Below are 20,773 nucleotides of genomic sequence, written 5' to 3'. Positions count from 1 at the left end.
TTTTATTTTAATATGATGAATTTAAAATGCTTTTACTAATCCTTTGAAAAGAAAAATGAGAGAAAAGAAAAAAATTTGCCCAATTGACAGTGATTTTTGAGTAAATGCTCTATTTTTTTAATTTTAACTTGCTTAATATTTTGCATGTGTATGGACACCTGTCAAACAACAAAACGAACAAGGACACAAGAATGAAAAAATTAACCCTCGCACTCGCTGCTTTTTCTGCTTTGGGTGTAGCGTCGACAGCACAAGCGGCCAAAGTGGACATCTGTGTATTTGACTTGCTTGGCAAATCTGGTGAGTCCTATCAAATGGCGCAAGAATGGGCTTTGGCGGCAAAAGGCTGGGGGGCTGAAATCAATTTAATCCCTCGTCAGGATGAAGCCGTTGCCGACAATGACTTTAAAGCAGGCAAGTGTGATGGCGTGTTTATGACTGCTATGCGTGCACGCCAGTACAATAAATTTGTCGGTTCTATTGATGCATTGGGTGGTGCTCCAAGCAATGCCATTGCACAACGTGCGATTACTTTTGCATTGGATCAGCGTAATGCGACCAAAATGGTGAGCAATCTTGGGGGTAAAAAATATGAAGTGGCAGGGATTGCACCTTTAGGTTCAGCTTTTATTTTTGTGCGCGATAAAAGTATTAATTCCATTGAAAAAGCGGCAGGTAAAAAGTTTGCAGTCTTGGGCTATGACGATGCCCAAAAAATCATGGTACAACGCGTCGGTGCGCAAGCAGTGATTTCCGATGTGTCTAACTTTGTGGCGAAGTTTAATAATGGTCAAGTTGATATGGTCGGCGCACCGGCTTATGCTTATAAACCCCTAGAAATTTATAAAGGTTTAGGCACGAACGGCGCCATGTTTAACTTCCCTGTACTACAAGTGACAGCTGACTTTGTGATTCGTCCAGATCAATTTCCAGCAGGCTTTGGACAAAAATCACGCGATTGGTTTGTGAAAAACCTACCGAAAAGCATCGCAATGATTGGTCGTTTAGAAGCAGGCATTCCTGCAAAATACAAAATGAACCTCACAGCAGAAGACAAAACCAAATATCAAAAAATGCTGCGCGATGGTCGGATGGATATGACCAAACGAGGCATTTATGATCCAGCAATGATGTCGGTGTTGAAAAAAGCCCGTTGCTCGGTGGATAAAGCCAACTTTGAATGCTCACTGGGCGGTGAGTAATTTGCCGAGTGTAATCAAAGAAAGCTCAGTTTAATTGGGCTTTCTTTTTTTGCTTTTAATCGACAGATTTAAATCGATTTGACGCAACTAATTTGTATAGCGCGTAGGAAATGAGTGGTTTTGAACCGAGTGAAGTGTCAGTCGGGGCATTAAAAAATAACAAAGAGCACAAGTGAATGGCTCATCACAATAAACAACAATAAGTCAAAAGGAAGATGCATGAAACAGTGGATGAAAGGCCTTAGTGTCGGGACATTAGTCATTTCTGCAACAGCGATGGCACAGGCCAAACAAGTGGTTTGTGTATTCGACTTGGTCGGTAAAAATGGTGATGTGTATAGCCTGATGAAAGATTATCAGTTGGCGGCTAAAAACTGGGGCGCGGATATTGAACTGCGTGTCGGACAAAATGAAGCCGTGATTGCTGAGGATTTTAAAGCAGGAAAATGCGATGCCATTAGTGTTACAGGCATGCGCGGGCGCCAATTTAACGCGTTTACAGGTTCACTCGACGCGATTGGCGCGATTCCCGATCTCAACTTAGCGGTTAAAGTGATGCAAGGCTTGGCCAGCCCAACATTTGCTAAACATATGGTCAATGGTAAGTATGAAGTGGCAGGTGTGATTCCTGTGGGGGATGCCTTTTTATTGGTGAATGACCGTAGCATCAATACCGTAGCGAAAGCCGCAGGCAAGAAAATTGCGGTTTTAGACTATGACCAAGCGCAAAAAGTCATGGTTCAACAAATTGGTGCGCAAGCTGTGAGTGCCGATGTCACGAACTTTGGTGCAAAGTTTAATAACGGTCAAGTCGATATTATTGGTGCGCCTGCAGCGGTTTTTAAACCCTTAGAGTTACATAAAGGCTTGGGGACGAAAGGGGCGATTGTGAATTATCCGATTTTACAGGTCACAGGCAATATCATTATTCGTCCGGATAAATTCCCTGTGGGCTATGGACAAAAATCACGGGAATGGGTCAAAGGCCAACTGCCGCGTGCATTCGGTATCTTGGGTAAAATGAAAGCTGAAATTCCGCAAAAATATTGGATGCAGGTGCCCGCTGCAGATCAACCCGGTTATCAAAAGATGATGCGGGAAGCACGAATTGATCTCACCAACCGCGGTATTTACGATAAGCGAATGATGAAACTGTTATGGCAATTCCGTTGTAAGCAAGCGGCGAAAAACTTTGAATGTGGACTACAGGATGAAAATTACAAACAATCTTGAGAAAATTAGTCTGATTTGACTTTAAATATTCAAATAGGGACCATATATTGAGTATGCTATACTCGAAATATGGTCTTTTTGATTTGAAAGACAGCTGAACCGAACTGAGGAATCTAAGATGAATGCCCAAGCACTTGAACTAAGCGACAATGCCGCAAATAAAGTACGTCAATTACGTGACAGTGAAGGTAATCAAGATTTAATGCTTCGTGTATATGTCACGGGCGGTGGTTGTTCAGGTTTTTCTTATGGTTTTAACTTTGCTGAAAACCAAAATGAAGACGACGCAGAATTTATCAATGGTGATGTGAAAATGTTGGTTGACTCATTGAGTTATCAATATTTGGTCGGTTCAGTGGTGGATTATATTGAAGGTTTAGAAGGTTCACGTTTCATCGTGCAAAACCCAAATGCAACAACGACCTGTGGTTGTGGTTCATCTTTCTCGATCTAAACCTGAACTAATTAAAAAAGCCCTCATGATGAGTAATGCCAGTCAGTTAAGAAATTGACTGGCATTTTCTTGGATATTTTTGTGCTTTAATTTTCACTACTCGCGGACATTGCCTTTGCCTTTTTTCAGGTAATACAAATATTTTAGATTGTTCAAATAATTGCGCTAAATGTTTGGGTAGGTTTCCTGCTGATTCTAAAGGTGTGTGCCTTAAGATATTGATAATACTCATAGATGCAACATGGAAACTGATCCTTAAAGGACTCACCTTTGCATGTTCAGCGATAAACCTCATCTGTCTTCTTAAGATATTATATGCAATAAATACCCCCCACAATTCTTGATAGACCAAATCAGGTTGTTTGCTTCTTAAAATCCTTGCATCCTGTAAATCACTTTTAATTTCCCGATAACACATTTCTATTTCCCAACGCTGGATATAAAGCATTGCAAGGTCTTTGAATGGATAAACTTTAGAATCTGTTAATGATGTAATGTAACGTCTTATTTTTCCTGCATATTCAACTTCAATTAAACGTGCTTCCCAATAGTCACCCAATGACGGATTTATCTTTTTTGCTCTTGCTGAAACAGGCATTTTGATCTGAAAGTCATGAGCCGCATTATGATGAATCACTTCATAACGCAGGTTGTCCTTTGCTCGCATCAACCAATGACTCTCTTCTGCCTGAGATTGCCAGCTCACTAAAAAATCAGCAGAGAAGTAAGCACGATCAAATAGGGTAATACTGCGAACTGGTGCTTTTAATTGACTGGCTAAGGTTAATTCACCTTGATCCATACTGCCCATTTGGGCATCAATCATTTCATGGGTATTGGTATTCACCAGGCAAGTCGCTCTAACTTGTGGGTAAGGTGCAGCTGCTGTTTTGCCTTTGGATGAACCAAAGTGCTTAAAGTTTTCTTCTGTATGAGGCATAGACCAAACCACACCATCTACAGCACAAACGCATAGACCGTGAAAGTTGCTATATTGTTGTTGTGAGTCTTTAAACCATGCCTGACTTAATGTCGAAAATAAAGCACTCATGGGTTCTAAGCCTAAGCGTTGTCTTGCTTGTACGGATGCACTCGGTACACAGTATTCTGCCGTACCGAAAACAAGTTGCAATTGTTGAACCACATACCAAATCGGTTGATTTCGAAATAGAGCAAGTCCGATTACCAGCCAAACAACATGTTCAGCAGGCAGTTTTCTTTTTCGAATTGATGCTTTACCTGTTTGGTCTAAGCAATCTTCAATCCAGTTTAAATCAATCAATTCACTGAATTGTGAAAGTGAAGGTAAGGTTTGTTTTAATGTTAAATCTAGATTCTGAGATAAATTCATAAAAAAAGAGCGTATTTACATACGCTCTTTTTACAGCATTTTAACTTTTTTTGCTTAACTGACTGGCATTACTCATGATGAGGGCTTTTTTTATGTGCAATCATTCGCTTTCAATCGAGTTTAATCGCATCGAGTAAGTCAAAAATAATCGTGGTGACATCTTGGCTTAAGTCACGGTTATTAAAAACTTCATAGGCAGTAATGGTGACATCGGTGTCACTCGGTAACAGTTTCTGTTCTTCTTCGATCAAGTCATTGATCGGTAAAAGCGTCTGTTTCACTTCCAGATGTAAAACATCCTTAAACTCTAAATTTTCATCTTCAAGTTCTAACAGCTGCTCATTAAAATAGGGCAATAGAATAGAATGGAGATAAGGTTGAATCTCAACAATATCAAAGATTTCGATATCACGAGTTTCTTCAATCGTACTGATGTGGTCATTTACTTCGATTAAGATATGGTAGTAACTCACATTCGTCTCCAAAGCTTCTAGTGGATATTCAATTATTTACAATAACACGAACCCGAGTCAAGATGTGCTGTGATTGTATTTCATACACATATTAAAATTAGGGGATTTTTTTAGCAATTCATCATTTCAACGGGCATTAAACAATGCAATATCGGCACTTTGTAAACGAAAATGCTGCATATCTTGCTCTTCTAGCATTGGGTACATCAGGGCTTTCGGATCATTATGATGTTTCATGCCGAGGGCATGGCCAAATTCATGCGCTAAAGTCAGCCGTAAGTCTTCTTTGGACTCAAACTCATAAATATGAATTTCACGCCCATTGAACAGTCCTTTATCAAATAGACGGGGTTGAAAGCGCTGGTTGAATTGGTCAATCGCGAGATTATGACCTTGATCTAAACGGTTCAGCTCATCTACTTTTTGGTTGTAGGCATTCACTTGCAGGTTAAAGCTTGCAATTTGTTGGTCTAAAACGTGTTGCTGTTGACGCAGCTGCGCCAAACTCTGTTGTACGGCTGCTTGCTGCGAAGCAGGGACTCCGCCGTGCTGGTTATACTGAAGGATCATGGCATTATAGTTTTGGCTAAGTTCCTGTAGACTCTGTTTTTGCACATCTAAAGCCCCTGAATGGCGTGCCAGATTTTGCTGCATGGCTTTGAGTTCATTATTTTTTTGATTCAGCCCGTGTTCATTTTGTGTCAGTTTAGACAGTTGATCACGGCGTTGTAACGACTCATCTTGACGCTGGTCATAAATGAGTCGAATACTGAGCCGAGCATTGGGGTCATAGACAAAGTAGTCTTGGCCCAAACCCTGCTTCCAAATATCCGTGGCTTGCTGGCTAATGTACTTTAACTCATGTTCACTGAGACCAAAACGCGGATCGACTTCCGCAATACGATAGCGAATACGCTGATCGAATGGATGGGTGAGTCGATCCAGCAGTGGATTGAGACGCAGCTGGGGCTGTTGCATATTTTGATACAGAATCAATCCTAAAAAGCACAGTAAAGCAAACAAGAGACTTTGACGCATATTTCATTCATATATCTTTATTTTTAGCTACTTTAGCGTAAAAAATACCTTTGCAACATAAAAAATACGTCTTCTCTATGGGCTTAAATTATTCCCAGTGCTGTCAGATTTTGTTTGATCAGTTGCTCACGCACGCTGGCTGAAATCCCTGTTTTCATTTGCATATTCAAAGCAAAATACACTTTTTCACCTGTTGCTGTTTCGACCCAGCCTGTCCACCAGCCCACTTGCGGTTCTAGGTCCATGCACTAACCTGATTTTGCATAGAGTTTATAATTCGGTTTTTGTTCAATCATTAGCATATCTTGTACTGTATGTTGCACATCTGGCTTAAAAGCGAGTTGCGTATTGGTCAGCTTCTCTACAAAAAGGACTTCTTGAACAGGCGTAATTTGCAGTGGACCGACTAACCAAAAATTATCGACAACGGTACCAATCTGTTGATTGCCATATCCAATGCGCTGTACTTCTTTTTGCATTAGATCTAGGCCAATGCACCGTGCTAGCTCCTGATAAACAGGAACGGCAGATGCTTGCATGGCTTGCCCTAAAGTCATGTCTTTTTCCTAAGTAGGGAAGCTGCGCTTTTGACCATCCCATTTAAACACCTCGGTGCTGGTTGCTTTACCATGTTCTAGTCCGATTAAGGCATTCAGCATTTTAAAGGCAGAGGCGGGTACATAGGGTGTCTGAGCACGGCTCAAGTCATTGCCGTAGCTGTGTAAGCCATACTTATCCTTAATGACAATCACCGTTATTTAAAACCTACTTAAACCTACTTACGTGGGTTTAATGTTTAATTCCTACTTCATCATCAAGAACCAATTGCTATTGCGCTTGGGATTACCTCAATTCCATAGGCTGTCACGGTGTAACTCACCGCCATTGGTGGCTTATGTAGCCACCAATTCTTTATCTGCATGTTTTAGAATATTGATGGCAGCATTAATATCCCTGTGATGCAGGGTGTTACATGAACATCGCCACTCACGCATTGCAAGTGTCAGGTTTTGGTTTAATTCACCACAATTCGAACACATCTTGCTGCTTGGAAAGAATCGTCCAACAGAAAGTATTGATTTGCCATGCTGTTTAGCCTTGTAAATCAACTGTCGCTTGAACTCATAAAAGCCCATATCCGATATGGCTCTTGAGAGCTTACGGTTTTGTACCATACCTTTCACATTTAAATCCTCAATCGCAATCAGATCGAATCGCTTAACTAAATCAGATGTGACTTGATGAAGATTGTTTTTTCTCAAGCATGATATTTTGTAGTGCAAACGAGAGAGCTTGGTTTTCGCTTTTTCTCTGTTTTGACTACCTTTCTTTTTACGGCTAAAAGACTTAGCAAGTCGTCTTAACTTGGCAAGCTGTTTCTTTAGTGGCGCACTTGATGGAACAACCTCGCCATTAGATAAAGTGGCAAGACTGGAAACACCTAAATCAATACCAACAGATAAACCTGTTTTGGGGTGAAGTTTCTCAGGCTGATTTAATTCAACAGCAATCGAAGCAAACCACTTACCACCCTGTTTAAATATTTTCGCTGATAATATTTTTCCTTGATAACGCAAATCCTCAGTCATTTTTACCCAACCCAAGTTTGGGATACTAATTTTTCTATCTTTAATGCTGAATTGGTCATTTGATAATGAGAAGCGATCATCTACGCCTTTTTTTCTAGGCTTTGGATATTTGGATTGACCATTAAAAAAACGATCAAATGAACTACCCAATTGCTTAATCGCAAGTTGTGGCGCACATTTGGTCACTTTAAGCATGAAAGGGTATTTCTCACGCTTGAACGAGTTTAAGTGCTTTCTTATTTTAGCTTCGGATGGTTTATTTAGAAGTTTTTTATCCACCTGAACGCCATAATAGTCACACTGATCTCTATATTCCTTATCTGCTTTATATTGACGTTGCCATTCTTTTAAAGCCCAATTATACGACAAACGAGCAACACCACTCGCTTGAGCGAAATGACTTGCTTGCTTATTATTTGGCAGTAATTGGATTACATGCCCTCGTATGAATCGGCTCATAGTGCGTCTTTGACTGCCTGTATTAACTTTTGGTTTTTCTTACTACGACTACCATATAATCTTGCCGAAAACACTGTAATGATTTCCAAAACATCTTGAGCAAGTTCTTCCTCAAAAGACAAATTTTCACCCTTATTAAGAATGACGATCTCCACGCTTTTAGCTTCACATAAGGCAAAAACCAACTCAGCACCAAACCGCAATAAGCGATCTTTATGCGTTAAAACCAAACGTCCGATTTCATCATTCATGATTGCTTCTAGCAGCTTATTTAAGCCTTTTTTTCTATAGTTCATACCCGAACCAAGATCGGAGATTAATTCAAACGTCCAACCTTGATTTGCACAGTACATTTCAAGAACTTGTTGCTGTCGAATTAAATCTTCTTTTTGGTCATGACTCGATACCCTTGCGTATGCAATGGTTTTCCTTTGAAGTTGACTATCGGGCTTGTGTATTTGCTCAGGCGTGATCTTACTCAGATCATATCGTCTATGATTTTTAGGGGTTCGATCTGCAACCAAAGTGCCTTCTTCATCCCAACGCCTTAATGTTTGAATGGAAACACCTAATGTTTTAGCTGCAACGCTAATGCTTACATATTTACTCATGTTGTATATAATAGTATAGAAATAAGTAGATTTCAATTAGCAGTTACAAACCCCCGTGGTTTGGAGTTGATCGAAGGCTTGTTGGATCTGCTGCTGCGCACTTTGTTGCTGTTGGTTTTTAGCTGTTTCTACGGAGGGGCTTATTGTTGTACATGCGGAACCGAAGGTTGTAATGAGGACGATGAGTCCCAACTGTAAATTTTTCATTGAAGGCTGAGATCTAAATTTTTTATCAGCCTAATGTAAAAGTGGAATGTGAAACAACAATATTTAGGTAATAAAAAAACCGCGCCTAAGCGCGGTTTTTTTATTAAAGAGACAAATTATTTTTTGTCATCTTTTACTTCAGTGAACTCAGCATCTACAACGCCATCGTCCGCTTTTTGTTGTTGACCAGCGTCACCACCGAATGCATTCGGGTCGAAACCTTCAGCACCGCCTTGACCTTGCGCAGCTTCATAAGCGCGTTGCGTGATCGGCATGATGATGTTTTGAAGTGCTTCAGTTTTCGCTTTGATATCTTCTACATCATTTTCTTTAGTCGAAGTTTCAAGCTCAGCAACAGCAGTTTCAACAGCAGTTTTTTCGTCAGCAGTTACTTGCTCGCCTAGATCTTTTACTGCTTTTTGAGCAGAAGATACCAATGCATCCGCTTCATTACGTGCTTTCGCAAGTTCTTCGAACTTACGGTCTTCTTCAGCATTCGCTTCAGCATCTTTGATCATTGCTTCGATTTCAGCATCAGACAAACCTGAGTTTGCTTTAATCTGGATAGATTGCTCTTTACCAGTGCTCTTATCTTTCGCAGATACTTTCAAGATACCGTCAGCGTTAATGTCGAACGATACTTCAATTTGTGGCACACCACGTGGAGCAGGTGGAATGTCGCCTAATTGGAAGTTACCTAACAATTTGTTTTGCTGTGCCATTTTACGTTCACCTTGGAACACAGAAATGTCTACAGCAGGTTGGTTGTCCGCAGCAGTTGAGAACACTTGAGATTTCTTAGCAGGAATCGTGGTGTTTTTCTCAATAATTGCTGTTAACACGCCACCCATGGTTTCGATACCAAGTGTCAACGGAGTAACGTCAAGAAGAAGTACGTCAGTTTTGTCACCAGACAATACCGCACCTTGAATTGCAGCACCCATTGCTACCGCTTCGTCAGGGTTCACGTCTTTACGTGGTTCACGGCCGAAGAACTCTTGTACTTTTTGTTGTACAAGTGGCATACGAGATTGACCACCCACCAAGATTACGTCAGAGATGTCGCTTGTTGAAAGACCAGCATCTTTAAGCGCAATGCGGCAAGGTTCGATTGTACGTTCAACTAAATCAGCCACTAAACCTTCAAGTTTTGCACGTGTTACGTTAATCACTAAATGTTTAGGACCAGTCGCATCAGCCGTGATGTACGGAAGGTTAATTTCAGTTGCATTTGACGAAGAAAGCTCGATTTTTGCTTTTTCAGCTGCTTCTTTCAAACGTTGTAATGCAAGTGGATCTTGTTTCAAGTTGAAGTTTTGTTCTTTCTTGAACTCTTCAACCAAGAACTCGATTAAAGCGTTATCGAAGTCTTCACCGCCAAGGAAAGTATCACCATTGGTTGATAACACTTCAATTTGTTGGTCGCCATCAAGATCAGCGATTTCAATGATAGATACGTCAAAAGTACCACCACCTAAGTCATAAACTGCAACTTTACGGTCGCCTTCTTTTTTGTCCATACCGAACGCAAGTGCAGCAGCCGTTGGTTCGTTGATGATACGTTTAACTTCTAAACCTGCGATTTTACCCGCATCTTTAGTTGCTTGACGCTGTGCATCGTTAAAGTAAGCAGGAACGGTAATCACCGCTTCAGTTACTGTCTCACCTAAGTAATCTTCTGCAGTTTTCTTCATCTTTTTCAAGATTTCAGCAGAGATTTGTTGTGGTGCAAGTTTCTTGTCGTTTACTTCAACCCAAGCATCACCATTGTCAGCTTTGATGATTTTGTAAGGGACAAGACCGATGTCCTTTTGAACCGCTTGGTCTTGATACTTACGACCGATCAAGCGTTTGATTGCGAATAATGTGTTTTTAGGGTTAGTCACTGCTTGACGTTTTGCAGACTGACCCACCAAGATTTCGCCATCTTTATACGCAATAATCGATGGTGTTGTACGTGCACCTTCAGCGTTGTCGATCACTTTAACTTTGTCGCCTTCAAGTACAGCGACGCAAGAGTTTGTTGTACCTAAGTCAATACCAATGATTTTAGCCATTTGGATGATTCCTCAAAAATTTTTGCAATGTTTTTGCTTGTTATTCGATATGAGAGCCGTTCAATTTTTTTCAAGTGATAATCAAGAAAAAATTTTACAAACTCTCGAATTTATAGAGTTTATGCGCCAACCATGACCATTGCTGGACGAAGCAAACGACCATTTAAGGTATAACCTTTTTGTAATACCGTTCCGATCTCGTTGGCTTTCGCATTTGGATCAATCCCGACTGCTTGATGCAAGTCCGCATTGAAACCATTTGCTGTATCAACTGCGACCACACCAAATTTTTCCAGTGCAGTCAGTAACGATTTCAACGTCAGTTCCACACCTTCAAACATTGGTGTTTTTTCCTCACCCGATGCGCTAAGGGCACGTTCTAAATTATCCACTGAGTCCAGTAACTCTTTTGCGAATTTTTCGAGAACGGTGTCTTTATGCTTATCGGATTCACGTTGAATACGCTCTACACTTTTTTGTGCTTCGTATACAGCATTTGCAGTGCGTGCTTTTTCAAGCTTTAGGCTTTCTTCAAGATTGGTAATTTGAGCTTGTAAATCCTCAACTGAAACTTCAGCTTGCTCCGTTTCAGCTTGAGTTTGCGCTGTTTGTGAATCCGCTTGCTCTTGCCCTAGATCTTGAGCTTCTTGATTGTGCTCAGTCGCCATTGATTTACTCCGTTTAAATGGGTTCTTAAACATGTACAGTCCTTCAGGCATCAGTGTTAACTGGGTTAATCTGAACTGCCATGCGTCATTGAATTCAGGATTACTACAAAAGGTCGGGGCAACAGCCAAAAATTCAAGCGGCTTCAGTGATTAATTCATGTATTTTTGGTAAAAAATTGCTGAAATCAGGCTTTCTAGGTGCTTATTCTGTGCAAAGGTCCATTTCCAATCCTGCTTGAGTTTTTTATGTTGACAAAGGCTAATCGTTACATTGAATTATTTTAATTAAATTTATCTGTTTTACTAATTTTTCGCTTGACCACATAATGAGTTCATCAGCGGTGATCATACTTTGTGGAGAGAGTAAAGTATGGTGACTGCGACCTATTTGCATAGCTTGGGGAAACCCTCTTAATTTAGAGATTTAGGTTTTTGAATAGTACGTCTCCCAAAAGTACTCTATTCGGTGCAAAGGTATAATCCTGTCAGAGTGATTCGAGCTTTGCACTCAAAATTCGATTTTAAGGCTGTGGTTTCTTTATTTTTGTATGCTTTCTCGAGCTTAATCTACCTTGGATTAAGCTTTTTTTTGCTTCAATTTTAAAAATAACATTATTTAATCGTGTATCAGCATACAAGAGTTCTGCAATACTGAAGAGTTGATGGTGTAAGCATAGAGTTCCTATTTATGCTGCTCACCGAAGAAAGAAATAATGCAGAATCAGCATATTAACTTGAGCTGCTGTGGAGATGTAGTCCTAAGGCGGTATTTGTACCCAATTAATAAAAAATTGCACAAGTTGTACTCGAGTCTGCAAAAACTACAACTCAGAACGTGTGTAAAAGTTTTCAGATTTGACAAAGATAGGCAGGGCAAAGTTTGGCTTTGCTATTTTTGTATGATGTAAAAGGAAATGAAAGAATGTTAAATAAGAAAACTGCATTATTGTCTCTAGCGCTTTTAGGTTCAGCATTTGCCATCGTGGGCTGTAGCTCAAGTGAAACCAGTACTGCACCAGAGTCCGCTCAAGTGACCACTGCACCAGATGCAACTGCAACCGTTGAGGGAAGTGCTGGAGTCGAGGTTCAAGCAGATCCTGCGGCTCAGATTGAACCCATCCAATCTACACCTGCGACAACACAACAATAAAGCTTAAAAGAGAACTTCTCTTACATTCGCTTTGTTAAAGACCTTCACAGGATGCCGTGAAGGTCTTTTTTTTAAGGGTAAATAATTAGAAGCTGTTCAGCCGTGTTATTTCATCAGTCTGATGTACGATGACGATTTTATCGTTCTTGACGTGAGTTATCCCAACCTTTGTTTTGATCGCGGCGTTGATCATCGGGACGTTGCTTACGATCCTTATGGGATTGTTTGCGTCGATCTTCAGTCCGTTGATGCTCTTGCTCACGACGTTTGCGTTCGGCATTTTGTCGTTGCTGACGCTCAGCATCATAACGTTTACGTTCTTGGTTTAATCGCTCTTGATCACGCTTTTTCTGTTGCCAGTCGTGATGACGTTGGTTAGCGATCCGTTTGCGCTCAGCTTCAATACGTTGCCGTTCTTGTTCGCGGTTTTGGCGTTCCCATTCAGCATGTCTTTGGCGGTTTCGGTCTGCTTCGCGACGTTCGCGTTCGATACGGTTTTGTCGTTGTTGGTATTCCCAACGTTGGCGTTCTCGTTCACGTTCATAGCGATCATGTTGGTCGTAGCGTCGATCATCATAATCATAGCGGTGGTCGTAGCGTCCGTCATAATAGCCATCCTCGGGAAAAGCCACACAACCAACAAACAAGGTGCTGATGAGCGAGAGGAATATTATTTTTTTAGTCATGGCAGGTCTCCTTCATAAAACGGAGTAGCAAAACACTCCTAAATCGGCATAAAAATTGTCAATGACAAGCTCTTAAAAGAAGATTAGCGTATAGGGCGTATTGCTATGTATCTTGATGTGAAGACTTATATAAGAGAATGGTCACATAAGTGATGATCATGTAGAGAATATGAAGAACGATAAAAGGATATTATTGATATGGGCGTGTTGAATCAAACTTTACAACAATGGATGGAACAAGGCCAAGGCACTGCGGCACGTATGATTGATCGCTTACCGACAGTAGCACAAGAAGGCCTGGTGAAAGCACTAGGTTATCCTCACCAGTTTGAACAACTGGACCCCTTTATTAAATGCTTAATGGCGGCTCAATATAAGCAAGGCAAATCGGGCTTTATTTTTGAAGACTACCACCGTTCGCGTAAATTGTTTGATCATCAAATTCAAATGTTGACCGCCAAACCCAGCACGGTAAAACAAGTGGAGGATTTACGTCTACCTTTACAAAGTGGAACTGTGTTTGCGCGGCATTATCATCCTGCACCGAATAAGAAACTTCCGATGCTGGTGTTTTATCATGGCGGCGGCTTCGTGGTCGGCAGTCTCGACAGTCATGATGAAGTCTGTCGCTTACTGGCGATCCATGCCAAAGTGCAGGTGCTCAGTATTGATTATCCTTTGGCGCCAGAAGTTGGCCCGAATTTATTAATTCAATCTTGTGAAGATGCTTTGGCTTGGGTCTATCAAAACCGTCGTCAGTTCAAAATTTTGAAAAATCGAATTGCGGTGGCTGGCGATAGTGCCGGTGGTAATATCAGTGCTGTGGTGGCGCAGCGAACTGCTGCAAAAGCTTATGCGCCAAGTGCACAACTGTTAATTTACCCCGTGGTCGATTTCAAAAGTCGCCATCCATCGTTCTTTGCTTATAAAGATGGACTGACCTTAACGGGGCAAGATGTCGATAGAGTGACGTCGTTGTATGCTGAACAACATCAGGTAGCTCTGGATGATCCTATTGTTTCGCCGACTTATGGTGTATTAAAAAGTGTCGCACCCGCTTTTGTCATCACCGCAGGTCATGATTTATTGCATGATGAAGGTGAAATTTATGCCATCAAATTAAAGCAGCAGAGCAATAAGGTTTATTATCAGAATTATCTAGATCAACCCCATGGGTTTGTGAACTTCACCATCATTTCTCGTCGGGCAAAAAAAATTACCATAGAAATGGCAAAGAATTTTAGAAAATTTTGGGATAAGAATGCCAAATAAAAAAGCATGGATTTTAAAAAGAATGTTTCACGTGGAACATTCTTTTTTTATTTAGAGCGGATTTTGGCTTCTGGAAAAACGAGCTGAAAACTCGGGACATAAAAACTTTGTAGAGCCTTGGCTTGGCCAAAGTCTGGGAAGAGGGTGGTATGGTTTTGCCATTCAAATTTTTTCAGTTTTATTAGCTTTGCGCGAAACTGTGGAGAAAACTCATAGCGTTGACCTTGCCATGCTTGTTGTATTTTGAGCATGGAACGTGGAATGTGATGACTATTAATATAAAACGGACGTGCCTTTTTGCATTGGGTGAGTGTTAAACACAGGGTTTGGTCTTGAGTGCTGAGTTGACATTGTGTTGTTTCGTGCTGCGTATGCCAGTCAAACTGAGCGAACTCTTTCGGAATGCCCCAAAGTTGTTGACCATGTTCAACTGAAATCTGTGTAGACACATAAATTTTAGGAATCGAGCTTAATCGCCGTTTGCTCAGTAAAGGGTGGTCGAGCAAAAGCAGTTCATCATAAGGTCCAACAGGGGATTGATGATAACGCACCAACATGACTTGAACCACACGACCAATCGGGGACGGGGCGATACGAAACGCTTTATATTGTCGGATAAATTGCGGACTGATCCAATAATTCAAAATAAAGGCTTCACCTTGTAAATGCCAAGGTGGAAATTGACTCAATTGAGACAGGGCTAAAGCTTCATTCATCGTTATTCTCGTTTTCTTAGAAGAAGTAGTGTTTTATTTATCCATTGGAGCGTAAAACCTCGGGGTTTAGCCCATAGGTATCTACACAATTTCCGAGCTTTGCGTTAAATTGAAGAGCATGCTCTTCAATTTAACATCTCTGGCCTGGATCAGCGTCTTGTCAAACGCTATAACGGCCTTGTAAAACTCAATATGAATCCTCTTGCTTCACTTGCTCCCGCAATAAAAAACCTAGCCTCTACCCAAAAGTCGAGTTTCTCAACTACACAGGCAGTTTGGCGATTCCTGAATAATGATAAAATCTCTTTTAGTCAATTAAACCAGCCGATTAAGCTTCTTGCATGCGAACAGATCAAGACATCATCGCATCAGTATGCATTAATCGTTCATGACTGGTCTCAGCTGCAGTATGTAAAGCACAATCATAAGGTTCAGCGTCTTCAAAGAACACAGGCGAATTCAGGCTATGAATTGCAAAGCAGTTTACTTGTCGATGCGTCATCAGGGCTCCCGATTGCGCCATTAGCTCAGACGCTAACAGATGCATCCGGCTGTTACTCTACATTCAGTGAACAATACAGCGAGCGCAAGTCCCATTTGGACTCACTCGCAGAACAAATTAAAACGATTGAACAGTATCCGATTGAGAAAACAAAAGTCCATATCATTGACCGTGAAGGAGACTCGATTGCCCACTTGAGGGAAATCAGCAGCCATGGTTTTAAATGGTTGATCCGGGCCAAAGAAAGTCATCGGATTGAGTATCAAGGGGAAATCTACAAAGTTGCAGAAGCCGCAGAAAAAGTAGTAACTCAGCAGGTTAAGCCGATTGCTTATAAAGGAAACCGGCATATGCTGCATGTTGGAGAAACCGATATTCGGATAACGCGTGCAGCAAAGCCGAAGAGAAAAGATGATTCAGGCCAACGGGTTGCTCCCCAGCCAGGCAAGGCGGTTACAGCCAGATTAATTGTTGCTGTGGTGAAAGATGCTCAAGGTAAAGCAGTCGCGAGATGGTCACTGATCAGCAATGTTTCTTCAGAAATTGATGTGGTTGAATTAACCACCTGGTATTACTGGCGCTGGACAATTGAGTGCTATTTCAAGCTTATCAAGCAGGCAGGCCATGACGTTGAATCATGGCTTCAAACCACACCTGCAGCGATTTTAAGACGGCTCCTGATCAGCAGTATGGCGTGTGTGCTGACTTGGCGAATACAGCGTTCTGAAGATGAACAAAATCAAAAAATTCGTATATTTCTGACCCGTCTTTCAGGCCGACAGCAGAAGAGAGGTAGGTTGGAAAGTGCACCTGCGATATTAGCAGGACTTTCGATTTTACTGAACACTCTTCAACTGCTCTCAGAATATTCAATAGATGAACTGAATGAAATCGCAACAATTGCATTAAGTACCTAAAGATGTGTAGATACCTATGGGTTTAGCCCGAGGATATAAGCGAGTGGCGTAAGCCATTAATGCGGTGTTTGCTGTTGTTGAATATATTGTTTAACAATTCCAATTGGCGCACCGCCACATGAAGCAGCGAAGTAACTAGGCGACCACAAAGCACTGCCCCATAGCTTGTTTTTAATTTCAGGGTGTTTGGTTCTTACAATGCGACTTGAAGCACCCTTTAAACTATTCACTAAGCTAGAAATTGCTATTTTAGGTGGATAATTCACAAGCAAATGAACATGATCGTGTTCACCATCAAACTCTACCAACTCGGCTTCAAAGTCTAAGCAGATACGCTCAAACACTTCACGCATTGTTTCAAGCATTGCTTTGGTAAAAACATCTCTACGGTATTTAGCCACAAAGACTAAATGTACATGCATATTAAAAACACAGTGGCGACCTGTTCTAATCTCTTGACTATTGCTCATAGACCAAATATATTTTAATCATGAAAACACTTAAGTTACGCATAAAAGACAAACATTACAAGGTACTAGACCAACTCGCATTGGAAGTAAATTTTGTTTGGAATTATGTGAATGATTTAGGATTTAAACATCTAAAAAGAAAAGGTGAATTTCTTTCAGCTTACGATATTGCTAAATACACGAAAGGCACATCTAAAGAATGCAATCTGCATAGTCAAACTGTTCAAGCGATAACAGAAGAATTGGTTACTCGAAGAAAGCAGTTTAAAAAAGCAAAGCTAAAATGGCGGGTGAGTAATAAGAAGTCTGCAAGACGTTCTTTGGGTTGGATACCCTTCAAAAAGGTTGCAATCAAATATGCTGATGGCTACGTGCAGTATGGCAAGCATCAATTCAAGCTATGGGATAGCTATGGACTATCAAAATACAACGTCAAAACAGGCTCATTTGTAGAAGACAGTCGTGGACGTTGGTATGTTTGTTTAGTTGTTGATAAGACAAAACAAGTTAAATCAAAGGGTAATACCTCAATCGGTATGGATTTGGGCTTAAAAGACCTTGTAACCTGTTCAGATGGCGTAAAGCTCAAAGCCCCTCAAATCTATCGGCAATACGAACAAAAACTTGGCATTGCTCAACGTGCTAGAAATAAAAAGCGTGTTAAAGCGATTCATGCCAAGATTAGAAACATACGTCAAAATACGCTACATCAATTCAGTCATAAATTGGTGAATAAACATGCAGCCATCTTCGTTGGTAATGTGAATGCAAAGGCATTAGCACGGACTAAACTAGCGAAGTCTGTATTAGATGCAAGTTGGACAACACTTAGAACCATGCTCAAGTATAAATGCGAGAACGCAAGTGTATGGTATAAAGAAGTCAATGAAGCCTATACCACCCAAACTTGTTCGAGCTGTGGCTCACGCTGTAGTAGTCCGAAAGGTAGAACGGGACTTGGAATAAGAGAATGGCAGTGCATGGAATGCGGTACATTCCATGATAGGGATATAAATTCCGCACTGAATATTCTTGCGCTCGGACATGAGCGTCTAGCAGTAGGAATCCCCGTCCTTTAGGTCGCGGAGGATGTCAAACTGAACGATTAATATACCGAAATCTAATAACATCTGAATGCTGTGAGTAAAGAAATGTTAAAGAAGAGTTTAGTTGCAGTGGCGGCTACATGTATGAGTATGGCGGTCATGGCAAATAACACGATTGTTGAAATGAAAACATCAATGGGCAACATCGAAATTGAACTGTTTAATGATAAAGCACCTATCTCAGCAAAAAACTTTGAAGACTATACGAAAGCTAAGTTTTATAACGGCACGATCTTTCATCGCGTCATTCCGGGTTTCATGGTACAAGGCGGGGGTATGACTGCGGACCTTGTAGAAAAGCCAACTCGACCAGCCATTCAAAATGAATCAAGCAATGGTCTATCTAATAAACGTGGCACTTTGGCGATGGCACGAACCAACCTACCGCATTCTGCAACCAGTCAGTTCTTTATTAATGTGGTGGATAATAACTTTCTAGATAGAAGTACCAATAACGCAGGTTATGCGGTTTTTGGTCAGGTCACTAAAGGTATGGATGTGGTGGATAAGATCACTAAAGTACCGACAGGACGTGCAGGGCCACATCAAGATGTACCGAAACAACCTGTTAAAATTCTCAGTGTGAATATTAAAGCAGCAGCAGTGCAAAAGTAATGAAAAAAGAGAGCAGAAATATTAAATTTATATTTCTGCTTTAAAATTATTAGGTTAGGTGTGTGACTGCATGTTTTTGAACCTTTTTAGTGCATAAAAATACAACACCCGATAAAACAACCAGTTAAAAGCACTTGCAAAGCTTTAGAAATCCTCTAGAATGCACCCCATACCGACGAGATAGACGGAAACGAACGAAGCACGAAGTGCTGAGTTGTTGAGTATATTGAGTCCAGCTTCTAGCACTGACGAGGTGTTAGAAAGATCATTAAGAGATTATGAAGAACAACTTGTGTGGATTTTTACTGATTGATCGATCGAAAATATTTCATTGATTGATGGTAGAAATTACTCGAAGTTTATTTGAGAAATATTTGTCAGAAAATTGATGAGCCAAGATTTGTAGCCATAAGCTACTAATGATTTTTAACTGAAGAGTTTGATCATGGCTCAGATTGAACGCTGGCGGCAGGCTTAACACATGCAAGTCGAGCGGGGAAGGGTAGCTTGCTACCTAACCTAGCGGCGGACGGGTGAGTAATGCTTAGGAATCTGCCTATTAGTGGGGGACAACATTCCGAAAGGAATGCTAATACCGCATACGCCCTACGGGGGAAAGCAGGGGATCTTCGGACCTTGCGCTAATAGATGAGCCTAAGTCAGATTAGCTAGTTGGTGGGGTAAAGGCCTACCAAGGCGACGATCTGTAGCGGGTCTGAGAGGATGATCCGCCACACTGGGACTGAGACACGGCCCAGACTCCTACGGGAGGCAGCAGTGGGGAATATTGGACAATGGGGGGAACCCTGATCCAGCCATGCCGCGTGTGTGAAGAAGGCCTTTTGGTTGTAAAGCACTTTAAGCGAGGAGGAGGCTACTTAGATTAATACTCTAGGATAGTGGACGTTACTCGCAGAATAAGCACCGGCTAACTCTGTGCCAGCAGCCGCGGTAATACAGAGGGTGCGAGCGTTAATCGGATTTACTGGGCGTAAAGCGTGCGTAGGCGGCTTCTTAAGTCGGATGTGAAATCCCTGAGCTTAACTTAGGAATTGCATTCGATACTGGGAAGCTAGAGTATGGGAGAGGATGGTAGAATTCCAGGTGTAGCGGTGAAATGCGTAGAGATCTGGAGGAATACCGATGGCGAAGGCAGCCATCTGGCCTAATACTGACGCTGAGGTACGAAAGCATGGGGAGCAAACAGGATTAGATACCCTGGTAGTCCATGCCGTAAACGATGTCTACTAGCCGTTGGGGCCTTTGAGGCTTTAGTGGCGCAGCTAACGCGATAAGTAGACCGCCTGGGGAGTACGGTCGCAAGACTAAAACTCAAATGAATTGACGGGGGCCCGCACAAGCGGTGGAGCATGTGGTTTAATTCGATGCAACGCGAAGAACCTTACCTGGTCTTGACATAGTAAGAACTTTCCAGAGATGGATTGGTGCCTTCGGGAACTTACATACAGGTGCTGCATGGCTGTCGTCAGCTCGTGTCGTGAGATGTTGGGTTAAGTCCCGCAACGAGCGCAACCCTTTTCCTTATTTGCCAGCGGGTTAAGCCGGGAACTTTAAGGATACTGCCAGTGACAAACTGGAGGAAGGCGGGGACGACGTCAAGTCATCATGGCCCTTACGACCAGGGCTACACACGTGCTACAATGGTCGGTACAAAGGGTTGCTACCTAGCGATAGGATGCTAATCTCAAAAAGCCGATCGTAGTCCGGATTGGAGTCTGCAACTCGACTCCATGAAGTCGGAATCGCTAGTAATCGCGGATCAGAATGCCGCGGTGAATACGTTCCCGGGCCTTGTACACACCGCCCGTCACACCATGGGAATTTGTTGCACCAGAAGTAGGTAGTCTAACCGCAAGGAGGACGCTTACCACGGTGTGGCCGATGACTGGGGTGAAGTCGTAACAAGGTAGCCGTAGGGGAACCTGCGGCTGGATCACCTCCTTAACGAAAGATTGACGATTGGTAAGAATCCACAA

18 protein-coding genes, 1 rRNA gene and 2 pseudogenes are annotated in these 20,773 nt (G+C 41.7%); 9 read left to right on the top strand and 12 right to left on the bottom strand.

Features of this window, described 5'->3' with window-relative positions; translation table 11 throughout:
- Positions 1-191: 191 nt before the first annotated feature.
- The 3 genes from AC4CVD_RS16750 to erpA all read left to right on the top strand — a co-directional run bounded on the left by AC4CVD_RS16750 (position 192) and on the right by erpA (position 2,889).
- Positions 192-1,202, top strand: coding sequence for a putative solute-binding protein (locus tag AC4CVD_RS16750; protein WP_078390106.1), 1,011 nt, complete (start codon positions 192-194; stop codon positions 1,200-1,202).
- Between the two features lie 231 nt (positions 1,203-1,433).
- Complete coding sequence (locus AC4CVD_RS16745) at positions 1,434-2,435, top strand: putative solute-binding protein (protein WP_490753537.1); 1,002 nt, start codon at positions 1,434-1,436, stop codon at positions 2,433-2,435.
- A 118-nt stretch (positions 2,436-2,553) separates the two neighbouring features.
- The gene (gene erpA / locus AC4CVD_RS16740; protein ID WP_004697409.1) at positions 2,554-2,889 is read left to right on the top strand and encodes an iron-sulfur cluster insertion protein ErpA; all 336 of its coding nucleotides are present in this window, start codon (positions 2,554-2,556) and stop codon (positions 2,887-2,889) included.
- Between the two features lie 46 nt (positions 2,890-2,935).
- Here the strand turns inward: erpA and AC4CVD_RS16735 are convergent, their stop codons facing one another.
- The 9 genes and pseudogenes from AC4CVD_RS16735 to grpE form a co-directional block, all read right to left on the bottom strand.
- Entirely contained in the window at positions 2,936-4,240 is a 1,305-nt protein-coding gene (locus AC4CVD_RS16735) for an IS4 family transposase (RefSeq protein WP_062032364.1), read from the bottom strand.
- A 110-nt stretch (positions 4,241-4,350) separates the two neighbouring features.
- A complete protein-coding gene (locus tag AC4CVD_RS16730; protein ID WP_005401765.1) occupies positions 4,351-4,725 on the bottom strand; it encodes a hypothetical protein in 375 nt (124 codons plus the stop codon).
- A 114-nt stretch (positions 4,726-4,839) separates the two neighbouring features.
- On the bottom strand, positions 4,840-5,751 hold the full coding sequence (locus AC4CVD_RS16725; protein WP_178896179.1) for a matrixin family metalloprotease: 912 nt from the start codon (positions 5,749-5,751) through the stop codon (positions 4,840-4,842).
- An 83-nt stretch (positions 5,752-5,834) separates the two neighbouring features.
- Positions 5,835-6,503, bottom strand: a pseudogene (blaOXA, locus tag AC4CVD_RS16720) (class D beta-lactamase); the annotation flags it as partial.
- Between the two features lie 141 nt (positions 6,504-6,644).
- The gene (locus AC4CVD_RS16715; protein ID WP_005402020.1) at positions 6,645-7,799 is read right to left on the bottom strand and encodes an RNA-guided endonuclease InsQ/TnpB family protein; all 1,155 of its coding nucleotides are present in this window, start codon (positions 7,797-7,799) and stop codon (positions 6,645-6,647) included.
- On the bottom strand, positions 7,796-8,410 hold the full coding sequence (locus tag AC4CVD_RS16710; RefSeq protein WP_005402019.1) for an IS607 family transposase: 615 nt from the start codon (positions 8,408-8,410) through the stop codon (positions 7,796-7,798). The genes AC4CVD_RS16715 and AC4CVD_RS16710 overlap by 4 nt, the downstream gene beginning before the upstream one ends.
- A gap of 48 nt (positions 8,411-8,458) precedes the next feature.
- Positions 8,459-8,617, bottom strand: a pseudogene (locus AC4CVD_RS16705) (class D beta-lactamase); the annotation flags it as partial.
- A gap of 116 nt (positions 8,618-8,733) precedes the next feature.
- Positions 8,734-10,674, bottom strand: coding sequence for a molecular chaperone DnaK (gene dnaK / locus AC4CVD_RS16700; RefSeq protein ID WP_005401744.1), 1,941 nt, complete (start codon positions 10,672-10,674; stop codon positions 8,734-8,736).
- Between the two features lie 119 nt (positions 10,675-10,793).
- Complete coding sequence (gene grpE, locus AC4CVD_RS16695) at positions 10,794-11,342, bottom strand: nucleotide exchange factor GrpE (RefSeq protein ID WP_058951459.1); 549 nt, start codon at positions 11,340-11,342, stop codon at positions 10,794-10,796.
- A 922-nt stretch (positions 11,343-12,264) separates the two neighbouring features.
- Here grpE and AC4CVD_RS16690 point away from each other — a divergent pair.
- Positions 12,265-12,492: a hypothetical protein gene (locus AC4CVD_RS16690; protein ID WP_114837304.1), complete on the top strand. Its 228-nt coding sequence runs from the start codon at positions 12,265-12,267 to the stop codon at positions 12,490-12,492.
- A 137-nt stretch (positions 12,493-12,629) separates the two neighbouring features.
- Here AC4CVD_RS16690 and AC4CVD_RS16685 read toward each other — a convergent pair whose 3' ends face one another.
- Entirely contained in the window at positions 12,630-13,178 is a 549-nt protein-coding gene (locus AC4CVD_RS16685; RefSeq protein ID WP_114837305.1) for a hypothetical protein, read from the bottom strand.
- Between the two features lie 198 nt (positions 13,179-13,376).
- On the opposite strand from AC4CVD_RS16685, the gene AC4CVD_RS16680 reads away from it, so the two are divergent.
- Complete coding sequence (locus AC4CVD_RS16680; RefSeq protein WP_126034728.1) at positions 13,377-14,450, top strand: alpha/beta hydrolase; 1,074 nt, start codon at positions 13,377-13,379, stop codon at positions 14,448-14,450.
- 47 nt (positions 14,451-14,497) lie between these two features.
- Here the strand turns inward: AC4CVD_RS16680 and AC4CVD_RS16675 are convergent, their stop codons facing one another.
- Positions 14,498-15,166, bottom strand: coding sequence for an acetoacetate decarboxylase family protein (locus tag AC4CVD_RS16675; protein WP_178896398.1), 669 nt, complete (start codon positions 15,164-15,166; stop codon positions 14,498-14,500).
- A gap of 192 nt (positions 15,167-15,358) precedes the next feature.
- On the opposite strand from AC4CVD_RS16675, the gene AC4CVD_RS16670 reads away from it, so the two are divergent.
- A complete protein-coding gene (locus tag AC4CVD_RS16670; protein ID WP_490753458.1) occupies positions 15,359-16,585 on the top strand; it encodes a transposase in 1,227 nt (408 codons plus the stop codon).
- A 56-nt stretch (positions 16,586-16,641) separates the two neighbouring features.
- Here AC4CVD_RS16670 and tnpA read toward each other — a convergent pair whose 3' ends face one another.
- Complete coding sequence (gene tnpA, locus AC4CVD_RS16665; protein ID WP_005402021.1) at positions 16,642-17,055, bottom strand: IS200/IS605 family transposase; 414 nt, start codon at positions 17,053-17,055, stop codon at positions 16,642-16,644.
- Between the two features lie 20 nt (positions 17,056-17,075).
- Here tnpA and AC4CVD_RS16660 point away from each other — a divergent pair, with 20 nt between their 5' ends.
- The 3 genes from AC4CVD_RS16660 (at position 17,076) to AC4CVD_RS16650 (ending at position 20,741) form a co-directional block, all read left to right on the top strand.
- Positions 17,076-18,134 (top strand): RNA-guided endonuclease InsQ/TnpB family protein, encoded by a 1,059-nt coding sequence (locus AC4CVD_RS16660; RefSeq protein ID WP_178896396.1) that lies wholly within the window; start codon positions 17,076-17,078, stop codon positions 18,132-18,134.
- A gap of 72 nt (positions 18,135-18,206) precedes the next feature.
- Positions 18,207-18,776, top strand: a complete 570-nt coding sequence (locus AC4CVD_RS16655) for a peptidylprolyl isomerase (protein WP_005402030.1) — start codon at positions 18,207-18,209, stop codon at positions 18,774-18,776.
- A 427-nt stretch (positions 18,777-19,203) separates the two neighbouring features.
- A 16S ribosomal RNA gene (locus AC4CVD_RS16650) occupies positions 19,204-20,741 on the top strand.
- Positions 20,742-20,773 lie beyond the last annotated feature (32 nt).

It is taken from the genome of Acinetobacter sp. LipI_23 (genome assembly GCF_058243045.1).
The sequence above is the reverse complement of the archived record's forward strand: the minus strand, read 5'-3'. Positions and strand labels throughout refer to the sequence as shown.

Bases quoted from the DNA above. Each gene is read 5' to 3' on its own strand.
- AC4CVD_RS16750 (WP_078390106.1), top strand. From the start codon at position 192: ATGAAAAAATTAACCCTCGCACTCGCTGCTTTTTCTGCTTTGGGTGTA.
- AC4CVD_RS16745 (WP_490753537.1), top strand. From the start codon at position 1,434: ATGAAAGGCCTTAGTGTCGGGACATTAGTCATTTCTGCAACAGCGATG.
- erpA (WP_004697409.1), top strand. From the start codon at position 2,554: ATGAATGCCCAAGCACTTGAACTAAGCGACAATGCCGCAAATAAAGTA.
- AC4CVD_RS16735 (WP_062032364.1), bottom strand. From the start codon at position 4,240: ATGAATTTATCTCAGAATCTAGATTTAACATTAAAACAAACCTTACCT.
- AC4CVD_RS16725 (WP_178896179.1), bottom strand. From the start codon at position 5,751: ATGCGTCAAAGTCTCTTGTTTGCTTTACTGTGCTTTTTAGGATTGATT.
- AC4CVD_RS16715 (WP_005402020.1), bottom strand. From the start codon at position 7,799: ATGAGCCGATTCATACGAGGGCATGTAATCCAATTACTGCCAAATAAT.
- AC4CVD_RS16710 (WP_005402019.1), bottom strand. From the start codon at position 8,410: ATGAGTAAATATGTAAGCATTAGCGTTGCAGCTAAAACATTAGGTGTT.
- dnaK (WP_005401744.1), bottom strand. From the start codon at position 10,674: ATGGCTAAAATCATTGGTATTGACTTAGGTACAACAAACTCTTGCGTC.
- grpE (WP_058951459.1), bottom strand. From the start codon at position 11,342: ATGGCGACTGAGCACAATCAAGAAGCTCAAGATCTAGGGCAAGAGCAA.
- AC4CVD_RS16690 (WP_114837304.1), top strand. From the start codon at position 12,265: ATGTTAAATAAGAAAACTGCATTATTGTCTCTAGCGCTTTTAGGTTCA.
- AC4CVD_RS16685 (WP_114837305.1), bottom strand. From the start codon at position 13,178: ATGACTAAAAAAATAATATTCCTCTCGCTCATCAGCACCTTGTTTGTT.
- AC4CVD_RS16680 (WP_126034728.1), top strand. From the start codon at position 13,377: ATGGGCGTGTTGAATCAAACTTTACAACAATGGATGGAACAAGGCCAA.
- AC4CVD_RS16675 (WP_178896398.1), bottom strand. From the start codon at position 15,166: ATGAATGAAGCTTTAGCCCTGTCTCAATTGAGTCAATTTCCACCTTGG.
- AC4CVD_RS16670 (WP_490753458.1), top strand. From the start codon at position 15,359: ATGAATCCTCTTGCTTCACTTGCTCCCGCAATAAAAAACCTAGCCTCT.
- tnpA (WP_005402021.1), bottom strand. From the start codon at position 17,055: ATGAGCAATAGTCAAGAGATTAGAACAGGTCGCCACTGTGTTTTTAAT.
- AC4CVD_RS16660 (WP_178896396.1), top strand. From the start codon at position 17,076: ATGAAAACACTTAAGTTACGCATAAAAGACAAACATTACAAGGTACTA.
- AC4CVD_RS16655 (WP_005402030.1), top strand. From the start codon at position 18,207: ATGTTAAAGAAGAGTTTAGTTGCAGTGGCGGCTACATGTATGAGTATG.